The sequence below is a fragment of the Pseudomonas sp. OV226 genome (assembly GCF_003148705.1).
Lineage (GTDB): Bacteria > Pseudomonadota > Gammaproteobacteria > Pseudomonadales > Pseudomonadaceae > Aquipseudomonas.
This window is the reverse complement of the sequence record NZ_QGGS01000020.1, coordinates 106,454-120,698: the sequence shown is the minus strand read 5'-3', so window position 1 is coordinate 120,698 and position 14,245 is coordinate 106,454. Positions and strand designations below refer to the sequence as shown.

General features: G+C 53.7%; 14 protein-coding genes. 6 read left to right on the top strand and 8 right to left on the bottom strand.

Annotated features, from left to right (window positions below; genetic code table 11):
- The first annotated feature begins 284 nt into the window (after window positions 1-284).
- Window positions 285-1,031 carry a S24 family peptidase gene (locus C7534_RS24970; protein ID WP_046028760.1) on the top strand — a complete coding sequence of 249 codons (747 nt, stop codon included), beginning with the start codon at window positions 285-287 and terminating at the stop codon, window positions 1,029-1,031.
- A gap of 920 nt (window positions 1,032-1,951) precedes the next feature.
- Here the strand turns inward: C7534_RS24970 and C7534_RS24965 are convergent.
- A complete protein-coding gene (locus tag C7534_RS24965; RefSeq protein ID WP_109787361.1) occupies window positions 1,952-2,242 on the bottom strand; it encodes a hypothetical protein in 291 nt (96 codons plus the stop codon).
- A 387-nt stretch (window positions 2,243-2,629) separates the two neighbouring features.
- Between C7534_RS24965 and C7534_RS24960 the strand changes: the two genes are divergently transcribed.
- The 4 genes from C7534_RS24960 (at window position 2,630) to C7534_RS24940 (ending at window position 7,976) form a co-directional block, all read left to right on the top strand.
- The gene (locus C7534_RS24960) at window positions 2,630-2,965 is read left to right on the top strand and encodes a hypothetical protein (RefSeq protein ID WP_256594815.1); all 336 of its coding nucleotides are present in this window, start codon (window positions 2,630-2,632) and stop codon (window positions 2,963-2,965) included.
- Between the two features lie 266 nt (window positions 2,966-3,231).
- Window positions 3,232-4,017: a DUF4393 domain-containing protein gene (locus C7534_RS24955; RefSeq protein ID WP_109787359.1), complete on the top strand. Its 786-nt coding sequence runs from the start codon at window positions 3,232-3,234 to the stop codon at window positions 4,015-4,017.
- Between the two features lie 1,499 nt (window positions 4,018-5,516).
- Window positions 5,517-6,701 (top strand): HNH endonuclease signature motif containing protein, encoded by a 1,185-nt coding sequence (locus C7534_RS32395; protein WP_146206194.1) that lies wholly within the window; start codon window positions 5,517-5,519, stop codon window positions 6,699-6,701.
- Between the two features lie 111 nt (window positions 6,702-6,812).
- On the top strand, window positions 6,813-7,976 hold the full coding sequence (locus C7534_RS24940; protein ID WP_109787356.1) for a hypothetical protein: 1,164 nt from the start codon (window positions 6,813-6,815) through the stop codon (window positions 7,974-7,976).
- Between the two features lie 162 nt (window positions 7,977-8,138).
- On the opposite strand, the gene C7534_RS24935 is transcribed toward C7534_RS24940, so the two are convergent.
- Window positions 8,139-8,864 (bottom strand): hypothetical protein, encoded by a 726-nt coding sequence (locus C7534_RS24935; protein ID WP_146206193.1) that lies wholly within the window; start codon window positions 8,862-8,864, stop codon window positions 8,139-8,141.
- Window positions 8,865-9,134: 270 nt separating this feature from the next.
- On the opposite strand from C7534_RS24935, the gene C7534_RS24930 reads away from it, so the two are divergent.
- Window positions 9,135-9,668, top strand: coding sequence for a hypothetical protein (locus C7534_RS24930; protein ID WP_256594814.1), 534 nt, complete (start codon window positions 9,135-9,137; stop codon window positions 9,666-9,668).
- A gap of 260 nt (window positions 9,669-9,928) precedes the next feature.
- Here the strand turns inward: C7534_RS24930 and C7534_RS24920 are convergent, their stop codons facing one another.
- The 6 genes from C7534_RS24920 to C7534_RS24895 all read right to left on the bottom strand — a co-directional run bounded on the left by C7534_RS24920 (window position 9,929) and on the right by C7534_RS24895 (window position 13,980).
- The gene (locus C7534_RS24920; RefSeq protein ID WP_109787353.1) at window positions 9,929-10,177 is read right to left on the bottom strand and encodes a hypothetical protein; all 249 of its coding nucleotides are present in this window, start codon (window positions 10,175-10,177) and stop codon (window positions 9,929-9,931) included.
- Window positions 10,178-10,186: 9 nt separating this feature from the next.
- Window positions 10,187-10,591, bottom strand: coding sequence for a hypothetical protein (locus tag C7534_RS24915; protein WP_109787352.1), 405 nt, complete (start codon window positions 10,589-10,591; stop codon window positions 10,187-10,189).
- A gap of 350 nt (window positions 10,592-10,941) precedes the next feature.
- Window positions 10,942-11,361, bottom strand: coding sequence for an HNH endonuclease signature motif containing protein (locus C7534_RS24910; protein ID WP_109787351.1), 420 nt, complete (start codon window positions 11,359-11,361; stop codon window positions 10,942-10,944).
- Between the two features lie 5 nt (window positions 11,362-11,366).
- Window positions 11,367-13,028 (bottom strand): terminase large subunit domain-containing protein, encoded by a 1,662-nt coding sequence (locus C7534_RS24905; protein ID WP_109787350.1) that lies wholly within the window; start codon window positions 13,026-13,028, stop codon window positions 11,367-11,369.
- Window positions 13,025-13,450: a hypothetical protein gene (locus C7534_RS24900; protein ID WP_109787349.1), complete on the bottom strand. Its 426-nt coding sequence runs from the start codon at window positions 13,448-13,450 to the stop codon at window positions 13,025-13,027. Before C7534_RS24900 ends, C7534_RS24905 begins: the two co-directional genes overlap by 4 nt.
- Entirely contained in the window at window positions 13,447-13,980 is a 534-nt protein-coding gene (locus C7534_RS24895; RefSeq protein WP_109787348.1) for a hypothetical protein, read from the bottom strand. Before C7534_RS24895 ends, C7534_RS24900 begins: the two co-directional genes overlap by 4 nt.
- Window positions 13,981-14,245: the final 265 nt, after the last annotated feature.

Here is a 14,245-nt window from a genome sequence, read left to right as displayed (position 1 = left end):
TGTTGAACAGACATAAAAAATCCGATGCCAGAGGTCTGGCATCGGATTTTCGGGGAAGCCCGGCTGGGACTCAAATACTTAAGTGAACAGCATTACGGTTGATCCGGGGTTTTTTGTGCGCGCTCACAAAGTGGTTTTTAAACAGGGCGTTTATCTCGCGCTCGTCACGGTTTTTTCTTGTTTAATTTGTTCAAAATACGTCTTACATCCGGTCGTAAATTTCCCTCGAAATTTGAACGGTTCGTTTATTCAAACGCCCACCCTGCGCCCGTAGACTCGTGTTTATGAAAAAGAACACTAGCGGCCCACGGTTTAAAGCGCTCCTCGAAAAAGCGAACATAACGACGACAGGATTTGCCGCTTTCTTCGACACGGAAGCGCAAAACATCCACAACTGGTACACCCGCGGCGTACCCGCCTACCGCATGGAAGAGGTGTCCAGACTGCTGTCGGTCAACAGCGACTGGCTCAAGACCGGTGAGGGTCCACAAGACTCCAAACACCTGCGCCTGCTCGACGAGTCAGGCAACACCTTCGACGCCCAGGCGATTCGTGGCATCTACACGGTCATCGAGCCGAGCGACGTCGAACTGCCCCTCTACAAAGAATCCCCCATCGCCCCGGGGTCTCACAAAACCCACATCGTGGAAGACACCGGCCAATTTATCCGCCTGCCCAAAAGCCACCTCGACTCCCTGGAAATCAACCATGCTGACGCGATCGGCATTCACATGCTCGGTAATAGCATGGGCGCGAGGATTGAGGACGGCTCCACCCTCGCCATCGACCGTGGGCTGACCAAGGTGATTGATGGGGAAATTTACGCCCTCGACCATGACGGGATGCTGCGCATCAAATACCTGCACCGCATGCCCGGGAATGCGCTGCGATTGCGCAGCTACAACAAAACCGAGCATCCGGATGAGATCTTCAGCGCCGAGCAGATTGATAAGCAGAACATCAGGGTGCTGGGGTGGGTGTTCTGGTGGTCGACACTTAACAAACGTCGACCGACGGTACCGTTCCTGTAAACACACAACCCCTGTAGCAGCTGGCGAAGCCTGCGTCCGACTGCGCAGCAGTCGTACAACCATTCACCCCGATGTTTCAGTACACCGCAGGTATCGATTTACGACTGCTGCGCAGTCGGACGCAGGCTTCGCCAGCTGCTACACATCACCGCAATCGCTCTACCCCGCACACCACACTGGGAATTTCCCCAAAAAATCAGTATGCTGCGCCCCACATTTGCGCATCAACCCGCCCCGCGGCTCTGATCGCACCGACACGGCAGATGACTTTCTCGCCAAGTCCCACAGCCGGACGCAAGATCCGGGTGTACGTTTTGAAGGCTGGCGCGGTTTACCAAAAATGATCCAAGCCAGTCCCCGAGAAGCCGGCCACAAGCCGGCTTTTTAATTTCTACAGCCAGCTCAATTCAACGTATCCAGAAAATAACCGATGGTTTTTGTACACCTTTTTGTACATTTCGGTTAGCGGTAGGCACAGCGCACACTCATCAGGTGCGAAATTGCACTTCACTTGCCCCCCCCGTTTGCATTTGACCTGACCAGTCATTTGCACTCGATCTGACCACCGATTGCATCGGATTTGACCAGCACGCTTCATAACCATGCTCGGCAAAAATTGCCCATTGCTGCTGGTGGCGACAGGCAACAATCGGCCGATTGTGTTGAAAAAGTCGGTACTTCCAGACTGCCTGCGTACTGACTGATGAAAATGCCTTTTTTGCGCGCAGCTACGCGAAATCTGAGCCCGGAATCCTCTGCACAAAGTAAAGATTTTAATCTCAAGCGCTTACTTTCCTACCGTGGAAACCAAGGCCGACTTTTTCAACAGAATCGGCCAAAAGCAGTCATCGGATAGTCCAGAATATCCGGGATGATTCACCCCTAATTCACAACCATGCTTGGATTCTACTGAACTACAGTCAACCGCTCTCGATGATGGTGTTTTTGCGTTTATCTAAGGCCTCTTGGTGAGCCAAGATGATTTTCGCGCCCATCGAGGTGAAATCCGTATGGTCAACCAGCGCACCCGCATAGACGCCCCATGCAAAACCCCGAGCGATTGAAACGTGCTCTAGAATGGCCAGTTCCGTGCGGGCCTGAATGATGTTTTCCAGCGACGTCTCCCAAGCGCATTGCAGCGACTCCGTCGGCAAACCCACAGAGAGTGGGTCGATCGAGTCTATGGGGGATAATTCGTTTACGCGCTGCATATGGGCGCTTCCTGTTCAAGTTGGGCCGTATACAAATAGAGCGTAGCGCGAGGCGAGGCGTCAGTATTACGATTTTTAGACGCCATTGGTGTTCCCTGCCAATCCGGCCACCCCTGTCGCCCCGCCGAATATATTGATATCCGATTGCAGTCTGGGGCTCAGGGCAGAAATTGGCCAAAAGCACTCATTCGACATCGGAATTTGTTTTGCCGAACCTATTGGGAGCGACTCAGGTTGGGATGACGTTACGACGCTAGAAAACCTTCCAGCGAAAAACAGAGTCGCGTCCGTAGCACCTCAGCCCCAATGATAGAATTTTATTTTGAAAAAGGAGTTTCATTTGTGGAGGCTGGAAAAAAGAGTTGCCCCTATTGCGCAGAAGTCATCATGACTGAAGCCATCTTATGCAAACACTGCCAATCTGACCTTAGGCAAAAAACACGAACCTCAACTGGGTGGCCACGACCATCGGAAAAAAAATTTGGCCTGAGCAGCAAGATCGTTGCAAGCATCTTTATCGCCATCACTTTGTACGTGGCGTTCGGTTTTTATGTCGGCAACACATCGAAAAACAAGGAAAGAACACAGGCCCGAGAAGCCGCCGAACGATGCCGCGAGGAAGTCGACAACTACTCAGGTCCGGAAGTCGGGAAAACCATCGTCGCAGACGTGTGTCAAAAGCTGGAGGATGAATTGCGCAAGAGTTTGAGCCCCGCACCATAATAAAAGCCGATTACGAAGTCCGCCGTTGAGCGGGCTTTTTACCTTTGGCATCAGGTAGTAATCGGCCATAAGCTGCCCTTCGCGAAGGGTTGCTCAGAACTAGAATCGGAACACGATTCCACCCTGCTGCCTACGGCACACAGGCAACTCGAACAAAACCCTGCGATGGGGTGAGGTCTCCGATTTTTGCTGCTATTTTTAAGGGACTCGCTGTCTGAACCCTCTGCTAGCGGGGTGCTGACATTGTGTATTGCTATGGAGGAATTATGTTGGATGTGAATGTGGAACTTCCTGCGGAAGTCGGTCAGCTCGCGCAAGAGGTTTATTCGGACGGCGTAAAAGAAACTTTTCGCGAAATTTCCAAGATCGGCGTGGACGCAGCCAAAACCTTGAGGTTAGCCCTTGCCCCGTTGCAATTCACGGCAATGCTTCAAGAAAGGGTGGCTATGTATTTCAAGCGAGCTGCGGATAAAGCATCCCCTGAAAACAGGGTGAGCCCTGCGCCGTCCTTGGCTCTGCCTATTTTGGAGAAGCTCCGTTACCAAGAGGATGGGGATTTGCTGACTGATATTTACGTGGAGCTTCTTTCCGCCGGCTTCGACAAGTCCCGCATGGGTGATGCCCATCCTGCGTTCTTGACGATTATTTCGCAGCTATCGCCTGACGAAATTAGGCTGATCAATTCATTAGCGGGATCTGAACCAAAAAATTATTTTGGACGGGTGACCTCAGATTGGACTCAATCCGCCAAAGGCATAATTGGACATCTTAATGAAAGTGTCCTTGAACCGGTCGAGATTGATTGGAGCCTTGTTGTGAACCCGGATGAGCTGTTATGGCCTATTCATCTGCAAGTGTACGTAGGACATCTGCACTCTCTTGGGCTGATTGAATATGATAATGACTTAAAATACTTGTCCGGGCGCGGCTTGAATCACGGAAACGAGTGTTGGGCTATAAAACTTTCTGAGTTCGGCTCGTTGTTTCACCGTGCTTGTGTCGAAGGTGCCCCATTGGAAAGTTTTGTAGTGACACCCCAAGATCGGCTCTAACACTTCAAATCGATCTTAGCTTGAAATTCCAGGACAGCGTTTATGAAAACTCATGGCCGATAGCCCCTTTGTGTGGGGCTGGTTCCGGCCAGAAGCGGCTCCTAGAGATTGACAGACGCGGGTAGCGCCACATGAGTGGGCCAGTCCCGTGACCTTCAACATAACGAAACTGCTGTGCACCAACAGGACAAACTGTGCCATTGGTGCGGTACTGAGTAGCGGATACAACGAGCCCCCAATAAAGCGCAACTCAAAACTCGCAAATACAGGTACTCTGCGCGAAATTATTGTGTCGGCAGAAGTAGGCTACTTATCTACTTATCTACTTATCTACTTATCTACTTAATTCTTGCCCCGTTTGCCCGTTTGCCCGTTTGCCCATTTGCCCATTTGTCCAATTCGAATTCGTTGATGCACGCTCGTGCATTTGCACATTTGCACATTTGCACATTTGCACATTTGCACATTTGCACATTTGCACATTTGCACATTGGTGCATTGGTGCATTGGTGGGCGCAACACAAAATATAGAGCAAGCTCAAGTCGACTAATTATTCCGTCCGCGCATTAGCACATTAAAAATAAAAACCACAACCCCGACAGAGCAAAATAAAAATGTTGCAGAGATCTGAAAAATTTGAATAATTCACCAACACGGCGATTCCTACCAATCGCCAAAACTTTGTTTTTTGTCATCGTCGCGAGCCATCGATTGCCAGTGAATTTTCATAGCTGTTCGACGGTGCGATTGAATAAACTATATTTTCGCCAAACCTATAAAAACAATTAATTTCAAGTTCGTCAGCAGCCGTCAGGTCCTAACATGCAAAGCTCACAAAACGAAACCGCCAGAGAGAACACGAAATCAAGGTAACGGCTACCTACCGAACGAGCATTAAACCTTCTCCAATGTGCGGTGTTCATGTGGGCGACTATCACGCAAGGTCACAGCGCCCCACAATAAATTACTTTTCAGACTTCTTAGTCCAGAAGTAAGAGTTAGTCGACATCATTAAACAAGAAATCTAAAAATAGATTAAATGGAGTAATTCTGCTTTGGGGCTTGAGCTATTCAACGGCCGAGTAGCGACTCTCATCATTTATCACTTGCTTAATATATATTTTCCAAAAGTAAGATTGTTGATTATATGCCGAATATCCGTCTCCAGGCATAAGGGGGAATCGCTGCCTTCCGATATGCGGGAATTTTGATTAAACGTGCAGACACTATTCCGGAAATGGGCCGAAAAAACCTTAGAAGTTCGTAAAAAGCAGCCGACATGTCTGCCTGATAGTCGAAGTGCCGTGTCGGTGTTGCACCATCCGGTCCGTCCAATGCTCTCGATGTTCGCCAAGACCTGCGTGCAGATTCGCGACCACCTTCGTGGGGAGAGAAAAGCTGCAAGGAAGAACTAGTGAAACCGGATCGAATGACCGAAGAGGACACCGATGAATAGCTAAAGCCGTAGCAACGAACCTTGAGACCAAGAGGAAAACCTGTGAAAAAGACCCTCTATTTGAGGTTGGAACGGCTGCCGGGCACAGTGTCCGCGTTACAGGCGATCATCGTTTCTACGTTCCCGGAACTGGCTGGCGCCAAGCCAGGCAACTTCAAGGGGGCCAACCCCTTGCCCAGCTTGTGGGTGGTCACGGACTGCCAGATCTGTAAAACGGACGTGATCGCTACAACAGCAGACAGCGCCAAGAAGATACGCAAGGGCATACCGGCACCATATTGCAGCCAAGCGTGCGTGGCGATTGGCCGGACCAAGCGCCCGCCTTGCCCGGTATGCGGCGGACAGACGCCGAACGCAAACGTAGTGTTTTGCTCGGACGAGTGCCGGACGAAGAACCTGGGCGAAGTGGTCACGTTGCCGAAGTCGCCGCATTCGCTGGAAGAATTCCACGCGCAGCTTGTGCAACGGGCACCGCACTGGATCGGCAAGGAGCCGCTGACCTTCAAGCGCGGCACGAACACCAAGGGGCTTTCTCTGATGTTTCATTGTCCGGTTTGCAGCAAGCCAGTGACGCGGTCCATGGCCGATATGCGCAAAGCCTTTCGCCGGGGCCACGTGAACCTAACCTGTGGCACCATCTGCACCGGGCTTTCGCAGCGAGTGGCCGGTCAGTGCGAAACCTGTGGTGGACCCTTACCGCACGTACTAGCCAGCGACGGGAAAATGAAGAAAACGGGCGCGCGATTTTGCTCAAAAGCATGCAGGCCGAAGCTCTCACAACTTGCCGAAAAATGCTGTCCGCAATGCAAAACGCTGTTTCAACCAACGTCCAGCCGGACGCAATACTGCTCGCGGACCTGTGCCAACCGGGCGCATGCAGCGCGCATGCTGGGCGACGGTAATGCGCACTTCAAAGATGGCACCAGCTATTCCTTGTGGTTCAAATCCATGCGTCCTCTGATTATCCAACGCGACAAGGTGTGCGCTGTGTGCAACCACTGGGTGCGTCGGTCACCGATTCACCATCTGGACGAAGACCCCGCCAACAACGGGCCGGACAACCTGATTCTGATGTGCCCGACACACCACGCCATCCACCACAAATCCAGCCAGACACCGTATCCGTGGCTGGCCGATCTGGTACAGGAGCGGAATTTGTCTATGACATCCAAGTGGCACGCACAAGTTGCTTCTTTGCAAACCAGATTCTCGTCTACAACTGCTTAATCATTGATGACCCGGTAAAAACGCGGACGACGCCCGCGAAATTAAAAAAATTGGCTCTGTCTCCTTTTGCTAGGCTTCTCGCAGGTATTTATGTCGGCTGGAGCAATGGTCATGTCCGTATTGTTCTTTTTTCCATGGATTGCGAGTCATGGCGCGATGCAGCTTGGTGAACTGAGTTTAATTCCATACGAGCACGGAAAGGCCCCTGGAACAATTTATGGCGTTTCTCAAGAAATCATTGATGCTGTCCTTGAAAATTATGGAGATGTTGCTTTTACCCCGTCACTCAACGCCTTCACGAATGTACGAAAGGCAACTCTAATAACGTGGGCTGATGATGCCGATGGCTTAGATCTTCCCGAAAGTCAAATTTTCGTCCGTCTAGAGCAAGCTAGGTACATCGCCTTCTCCGCTCTAGCGCAGCGGCGTTTTTGTAGTCACGGTGGTTACTGCAACGCTGACGGCTATCAGATTATAGCTCAGGGGTTTGTTGCAGAAAGGCCAGGCTCTATATCCATAACAACACGACGTCGGGACGGTTTTACTCGAACCTACATCAGTAGAACCTCCTCTCCCAGGTTCATACGTCCGGAACACGTAAATAGCAGTTTGCACCTTGAAATTGATGAGACATTAGCGCGCGCATTATTGGAACTGCCGCTAGGTAATTTGAAAAATCGAATTGATGATGCAATAGAGAAATACTTACTAGCTAATACCGACTCTGCCTCCATGCCCCCACATGCCGAATTGGTGCTAATGAGGTCTGCTTTTGAAACCCTGCTTGGCGCGTCCTACAATAAAAATGACTTATGTAACAAATTTATTGAACACTTCAGAGGGGAGCTACCGAACCCGCCGAAATGGGGGAATGGCGTATTTACAGAGGCGTGCTGGAGGAAACGGTGGCCAAAAACTACCCGCCCCCTTAATGCCTGGGTAGAGGACTTCTGTGATGCAAGAAACTCTGCGGCGCATGGCGCTAGAGCGAATGGACAATCTTCGATTTGGCAGAGCCAGAATCACTTATTGTTTAGCGCTTGGCTGTTCCCCTTGATGGTGAAAAAAGTACTGGTTGATGTCGGGTTGTATCAGTTAAGTGATGAGGACTTAGCGGCCCGCAAAGGGTGCGAGGCTTTTCTCGCTCACGACCTGCTGAGCCCTAACCATGAAGACACCAACGAGTGTTGGTGGAACCATGTGGAAAGAGAGCTTTCGCTCTCCCAACTCGCTGCCACGCTCACCTCATTGGTGGATCCACAGGGCAAGAAATAGAGCGTTTAGCCGAGTTCAAACGCATGATTATGGGTCTATTTTTTTGCCTTTCGCCACCGTCAACTTTGGGTCGACTTCAGCCCTTCGTGATGGACTACAATCAGCCAAAAGTAGCCGTACGGAAATATCTACGAAATTGGAAGCGATTCACCCAAGCAATGGTTAGCCCGCACTGGATTGGAACTCCTGAATGCAGTGGTTTTTCTCGTAGAAACCACCATCAATGTATTTCGCCAACCATGGCCTGCTCACGACCCCCGATTTGGTGTACGCGGACTTGTTCGCTGAGAAGTCAACATTGAGCAGTAGCTCGACCAATTCAGCCCCCGTCACTCCAGGGCTCTTAGTCAGAACACTACAAATCTTGCCATAAACTGAAGTCTGACTCGAAGGCGAACGCGGACCAATTTGAAGACGCACATCTCGCCGAATGAAATTACTCGGCAGCTCGTTGCCCTCATCAGCGTACTTCCTTAGCTCGACGCCATCTCGAACGTGAGACGGTGAATAGCGCTGTTCGTTTGCTAAGATGCCGGTTCCGTCTTTGATCAATCCATACAGATTGATCAATTCTTCTTCGCGCTCCCAAGGTTCCCACGGGAAAAACCCGTCGATGACACGGATTACTTCCCCGCCAGCGTCCCATATCTGCCGTATTTTCTCGACCTTAGCTCCGATCGAGTATGGACGTTTGGCTTCCAATTCGTGAGCAAACACGCGATCGAGTTGACCAATGCCGACATAGAAAGGCCGGACTTCGTTTCTTATCGGCGGCTCACACAGAACATACACATAAAACACTGAGTTCGTCTTGGATAGCGCTCCGAAAAATGTCATCCGATTATCGGCAACCAACTTTCCAATCGTCCTATAAAGTGAGCTCGACATACTCAGCCCCATCTAACTATTAGTAGACGACACTAGTGGCGTAATGTTATTCGCCATTTGTGCCTGATAATGTTCTTTGGTCATGCGTATCTCCTTGCTTATTTTTAGTGTCTAGCTAAAAAAGGAACATGAAGCGAGGAAGAAAAGCGACATGAATTCTGTCTACATTATTCTGTCATTGTAGCGTGCCCATGGGGCTATTGGCCGACTACTGCCCTCCACGAAGGGCAGCTTTGGGTCGTACTCTGCCGGTCATGACCACGAAGCGTGATGGTCAAATCCAATGCAAATGAATGGTCAGGCCGAATGCAAGCGGGTGGTCAAGTCCGTGCAATTACCCAACAGCGGCATGTTACGTTCAATACTTCACTGCTTAGGAAAACTAACACCATGCGGATCGCCTGCATCGCCCTCTTGGGATCGACCCTGCTGTCTGGGTGCGCCACCAGCCCTACTCCCTCTTCGCAAGCGAAGCCAGTCCCGCCAGAGCGGCTATTTGCCTTTCAAGCCCAAGCTGAAGCTGCGCACGGAACGTTGGTCGTTACCCGAGACACTGGGCTCACAGGAAGCGCTTGCAACACCATCCTCTACATCGATGGAAGCAAGTCGGCCGAAATCGCTCCAGGCGAAACTGCCAGGTTCTACCTGGAGCCTGGAGAACGGATCATCGGCGTCAACTCCACTCAATTTTGTGGCGGCGGTCTCAAGGAACGCTCACTTGTGCTCGATGCGGGGGCGGTGAAGAAGTACCGTATTTCGATCGACACCAGCTTCAGCATGGATCTGGCACCAACCGCTTTCTGAACTGAGCGCTGATTGGCCATAGCGACGCCGGGGAGCTAGCTCACGACGTATGCAAACTGACGCCTATCCATCGCTGCGAAAAGCTCCTAGATTGGCAACCTTCATGGTTGCCTCGGTTGCTACAGGCCGACAGGTGGTGCATCGAGACAAGCCCAGCATGCCAACGGCCAGCACCATGGCCCAGCCTTTATGCCGGGCGCCGAGCACACACCACAGGCAGGCCACAACCGTGATCAGGCCAAGCGGGGCCATCAGAGCTATCATGCTTCGTCATCCTCGCTTCTTTTGAATGGCTTCGGCAGGTCATCTGCGCCGATGCGATCACACAGGTCGTAGGCAAACTGCCAGAGGTACTGCCTGTGATACAGGGCATTCTCATGCTGAAACTTGAGGCCTTGTTCTAATCGTTCCAACCGACCTTGCGCGTCACGAAGTTGCATCTGCAATACGGCGATGCGGTAGAACAGCGCGAACAGGCAGGAGAACAAAAGAATGATTGCAATGAACATATGGCCTCCTTAATGAGTCAGGGCATGCAGCGTGACGAAACCCCGCCTGTTGAGGCGTGGCAAGAAGTCGGCGGCGGCTTCGTCGTGGATAATGGACAATTCGGCGGTGGCCGGATCGAGGCAAACCACGATCACCCGGTCTACAAGGTGCGCCATGCGCAGATTGAAGCCCGGCACGTCCTTACCCTTGGCCATGCCTTGCACGGTCTTGACGCTGATGCGCTCGCCGGCAGGGCCAACCACATCGAAACCGGGTTGGTTCACCTTATCGGCCATGCTGCCACCGACATGCAGGGCGGCGAACAGTTCGCCCATGCGGCGGCTCAGGCCGACCAGCTCACCAGCCGGGGCGCCGTCTGCGCGTTCGTCGCGGTGCAAGGCTTGGTACTGGTTCAGGCGGGATTGAATGCTCATGACACTTACCTAGCTCAGGGTTCTACTCCCCTCAATATCAGTATCTCAAGGCCCGCCATCGGGGATGTTGCGCCGGATCAATAATCTGACCTTAAAGTCAGCTAATTTAATGCGCCAAACGATACGTTAAATGACGCAAAAAAAACCATGCGTGAGAGTGGGGATCGCTTGACCAGTCGTCGCCTTATCTTTCGCACTGCCCCCCCGCCCGACGCCACCGGCCCCACCGCCACCACTACCCTTGGCCAGGGTTGTCGTTGGTGACGTGCCACAGGTAGGCCGAGCCGAGCAAATCAGGCAATAGCGATGCTAGGGTATCTGCCAATGACCCTTGATGAATCGTTTCATATTCAGCCATCGACTTGTGATTGGCTCTCATCTCCCTTTGCCCAGCCAGCCGAACGCAATTGGTCCTCCAGTTGCTCAGCCAACGGTCGCCACACTCGGTCCTTGGCAGCGGCCTTGGTCTTGGTCGTGTGGCAGTGGGCACAGAGCACCATCAGGTTGGAGCGGTCCCAAGCTGGGCCGCCATCACGCAGTTCGATAACGTGGTCCACATACAACTGGCCGTCGTTACGCCCGCACTTCTCACAGTGCCCGACTTCCTTACGGAGCTTGGCCGATAGCTTGGCCCACTTAGCCGACTGGTAGACGTCGTGCCCGGCTCGTCGCTCGACAGGCGTACTGGGCTTGGCTTCTCGGCACAGGTGCTGGTGCGGGCGTGTACTTGGCCGGTGCTGGCGGAACGGACTGTCTGGTTTCCGGGCCATGGTACTCAACCAATGTAGAGTCCAACATTGAAGGGCTCAGGCTGCTCCATCATCACCACCGCCGCCGTTGCCAGTGCAACAAGGCAGTCGATCTTGGCCGAGCCTGCCACCTTCTTGGTCACCAACCCCTGTGCATCAACGCGAGCATTAGCAACGCTCCAGTCGAACAAAGGCTGACCAGCGTGCTGCAACGTACCGGCCCGCAAGCGACGCTCCAAAGCCTGATACCCCGGCCGTAAGCCCCAGCCCTGTTTCACTCCGACGATACTGCCCGGAGGGAAGCCCGCCGCCAGCAAGGCGTGGCCGATCTCTACTGCAACGCCATTGGGGTCAGCTGCTAGCACTGCGAAGCCTCCTCGCTCATTCTGAATGCTAAGCAACAAACCAATGACCGGCTCCAGGCCGTCTGCCTCACCCATCACTACCAGATCGCCCGACGCCTCAAAGTCTCGCAGAAGGCCGGCAATCTGCATACGCCGCTCAAAGACAATCGGGTAGCAAAACGCTTTGGTGGCTGTCAGCCACTGCCCGCCACACAACCCCAACACCGTCACCCCTAGCAGGTCGTCAAGGCCGCCGCCATCCAGTCCGATCACCAGGGTTTCAGCAGTGGCAATCACCAAGTCGAAGGTAAGCCCTGGATAACGCCCACGCTCCCACGGCTGGGCTCCACCCCATGCGTCGTCTCCGATCTCAAACGCGGCTATCTCGACATTGGCGTGCTGTGACAGCCACCGCCTGATTTCGTGCTCACCTACTGCCAGAGCTTCGCGAAACGACGCAACCAACCACGCCTCCGATATCGAATAGCCGAGGCTGGGGTTAACCAGACGCCACAGGTCTGGGTGCGACGCCTTGAGCAAGTCAGTTGCCATTCCGGGCGGGGGTTCATACAGAACCGGAGCGTAGCCTGGCAGGTGCAAGGCACCGTCCCGCACTGCCCTGGCCTTGGTCAACTCATCTTTCCAGAAGCCACGGGGGGCAATGTCTGACTGTGTGCTGATCCAGATAAGCAGGCCCTCTGGGATGGCTGCCATGCCGCCGCGAATCTGCCCAATCACACGGGCCGCGTCAGCACCTGTCAGCAAGTGGGCTTCGTCGATCAAGGCAAACGCTGGCTTGGAGCCGGTCACCGCTTCCATGCTGAAAGTCTTAACAGTGATCGACACGCCCGACTGACGATTCTCGATTCGCTTTAGGTGCTCGCGAACGTGCCACATGTCCCGCATGGCATCGCTACAGGCAATCATCCCGGCCAACTGGTTGAAGGCGATGTTGGCAATCGACTGCTCAGCACCGATCAACAGAAACTCAGCATTGGGGCGTGGGCTCATGGTTGCCAAGGTCAGCGTCATAGCTGCGGAAAAAGTCGTCTTGTTGTTCTTTTTCGGCACCATCACGCCCAGAGTGCCCACGCTCTGCTTGCCGTCTTTCTGCAAGCCACCGGCTGCCAGCCTAACAATCTCCCGCTGCCACGGTGCCGCCGCCTCCCGCATTGTTGGCTGTCCCGGCACGTCAGGGCAGCACAGCGAATCAAACAATTTTAGAGCCGCTGCCACGCGGGTCTGGTTTAAGTATCGGTCAGCAGCGGCCAAGTCGATTGGCATTTCGTGGCGTTGCAGCCGCTCTGCCCAGTCAGGCGTGGCAAAACTCAGATCGACTTTCACAGAACGCCCTCCCAGCCCCTGGCGGACTTGCTGTCTTGCTTGCGTTCAGAAGCTGGCGCAGTGGTCACAACCGCTGTAATGCGGGTTAGCTTCAGATCACGCAGCAGGCCACGCTTCAAGGCGGTGTAGCCGTCCAAGGCCTTGAGCGCCGATGCCCAGCCTTTCAGGTCTCCCTCGGCCTTCAAGGCATCAGCGATCTGCCGCGTTTCCAGCGCGCGCAGCTCCAGTTCGGCTATGTCACGCAGCTGGCGTGCATCGGTGGCGGTGATCTCCCGCCCGGCTACCAGCAATTGATTGGCCAGACGTTCGATCTGGCGCTTGATCTCTGGTTTATCGGGCAGGCCATCAAGAATCGCTCGCAGCTCGGTCGGTTTGACCCGTGGTTTGGCCCGGTTACCTGCCGTGGAATAGGTCTTGTTCATGGTGTCGCCTCCAGATAGCGGGCGCGCAGCTCTGCGCCGATCGCGCAGTAGCGGCCCGTGGGTGGGTAGCATTCCGGGCAGTTGCCCAAGACATGGCTGTGAAAGGCATCGCGGGCGGCGAGCCATTCCAGTGACTGGTGACATTCCACTGTGTGGTGTTGCTGGATTACGGGTGCTGGCGCCAGCTCCAGGGCTGGCCGGGTCTGCTCGGCTCCGACCTGGCACCAGTTCGGATGGGTGCGCAGTGCCATGGCCACCTTCCAAGTAGGCACCTGATGCTGCTCCAACAGATCGTCGTGATCGATGAAGCGGTGCTCGAACAGGTACTCCGGCGAGCAGCCCTGCAATTGAGCCAGTCGCACCAGCCAGGGGCGGCTTAGGTGCTCGATGATCGCCAAGCGGTTGGCGCGGACACTTTCGAGCAGCACAGCTGATGGCTGGTGATCGGATTCCCAGGTCAGCCTTCCTTCGGCCAGCACCAAGACAACGCCCTCGGCTTTGGCCTGCTTGATCAGATCATGGGCGCCCATGGCTCACTCGATGCCTGCCAGGCAGGCGAATGTGCGTTTTTTGTTTTGAGAGGACTGCGGCTTTTGAGGTGTCTGCGGTGTTCTTTCTGAAAGCTGCGAGATAGATAGGTTTGGCGCCTGAGGTGTAGTTGCGGTGGGTTGAGGTGGGTTGAGGTGTTTTGCGGTTTTCTTACCGGAATCAGGCTTCACCGCAAATACACCGCAGAGCACCGCAGGCACACCGCAACTACACCGCAGAAAGCAAACCGCTCTATTCCGGGGTTTA

Excerpts from the sequence above, each read along its gene's own strand:
- C7534_RS24965 (WP_109787361.1), bottom strand. The coding sequence starts at position 2,242 with ATGCAGCGCGTAAACGAATTATCCCCCATAGACTCGATCGACCCACTC.
- C7534_RS24940 (WP_109787356.1), top strand. The coding sequence starts at position 6,813 with ATGTCCGTATTGTTCTTTTTTCCATGGATTGCGAGTCATGGCGCGATG.
- C7534_RS24920 (WP_109787353.1), bottom strand. The coding sequence starts at position 10,177 with ATGTTCATTGCAATCATTCTTTTGTTCTCCTGCCTGTTCGCGCTGTTC.
- C7534_RS24955 (WP_109787359.1), top strand. The coding sequence starts at position 3,232 with ATGTTGGATGTGAATGTGGAACTTCCTGCGGAAGTCGGTCAGCTCGCG.
- C7534_RS24930 (WP_256594814.1), top strand. The coding sequence starts at position 9,135 with ATGGTCAAATCCAATGCAAATGAATGGTCAGGCCGAATGCAAGCGGGT.
- C7534_RS24900 (WP_109787349.1), bottom strand. The coding sequence starts at position 13,450 with ATGAACAAGACCTATTCCACGGCAGGTAACCGGGCCAAACCACGGGTC.
- C7534_RS24960 (WP_256594815.1), top strand. The coding sequence starts at position 2,630 with ATGACTGAAGCCATCTTATGCAAACACTGCCAATCTGACCTTAGGCAA.
- C7534_RS24935 (WP_146206193.1), bottom strand. The coding sequence starts at position 8,864 with ATGTCGAGCTCACTTTATAGGACGATTGGAAAGTTGGTTGCCGATAAT.
- C7534_RS24895 (WP_109787348.1), bottom strand. The coding sequence starts at position 13,980 with ATGGGCGCCCATGATCTGATCAAGCAGGCCAAAGCCGAGGGCGTTGTC.
- C7534_RS24910 (WP_109787351.1), bottom strand. The coding sequence starts at position 11,361 with ATGGCCCGGAAACCAGACAGTCCGTTCCGCCAGCACCGGCCAAGTACA.
- C7534_RS24970 (WP_046028760.1), top strand. The coding sequence starts at position 285 with ATGAAAAAGAACACTAGCGGCCCACGGTTTAAAGCGCTCCTCGAAAAA.
- C7534_RS24915 (WP_109787352.1), bottom strand. The coding sequence starts at position 10,591 with ATGAGCATTCAATCCCGCCTGAACCAGTACCAAGCCTTGCACCGCGAC.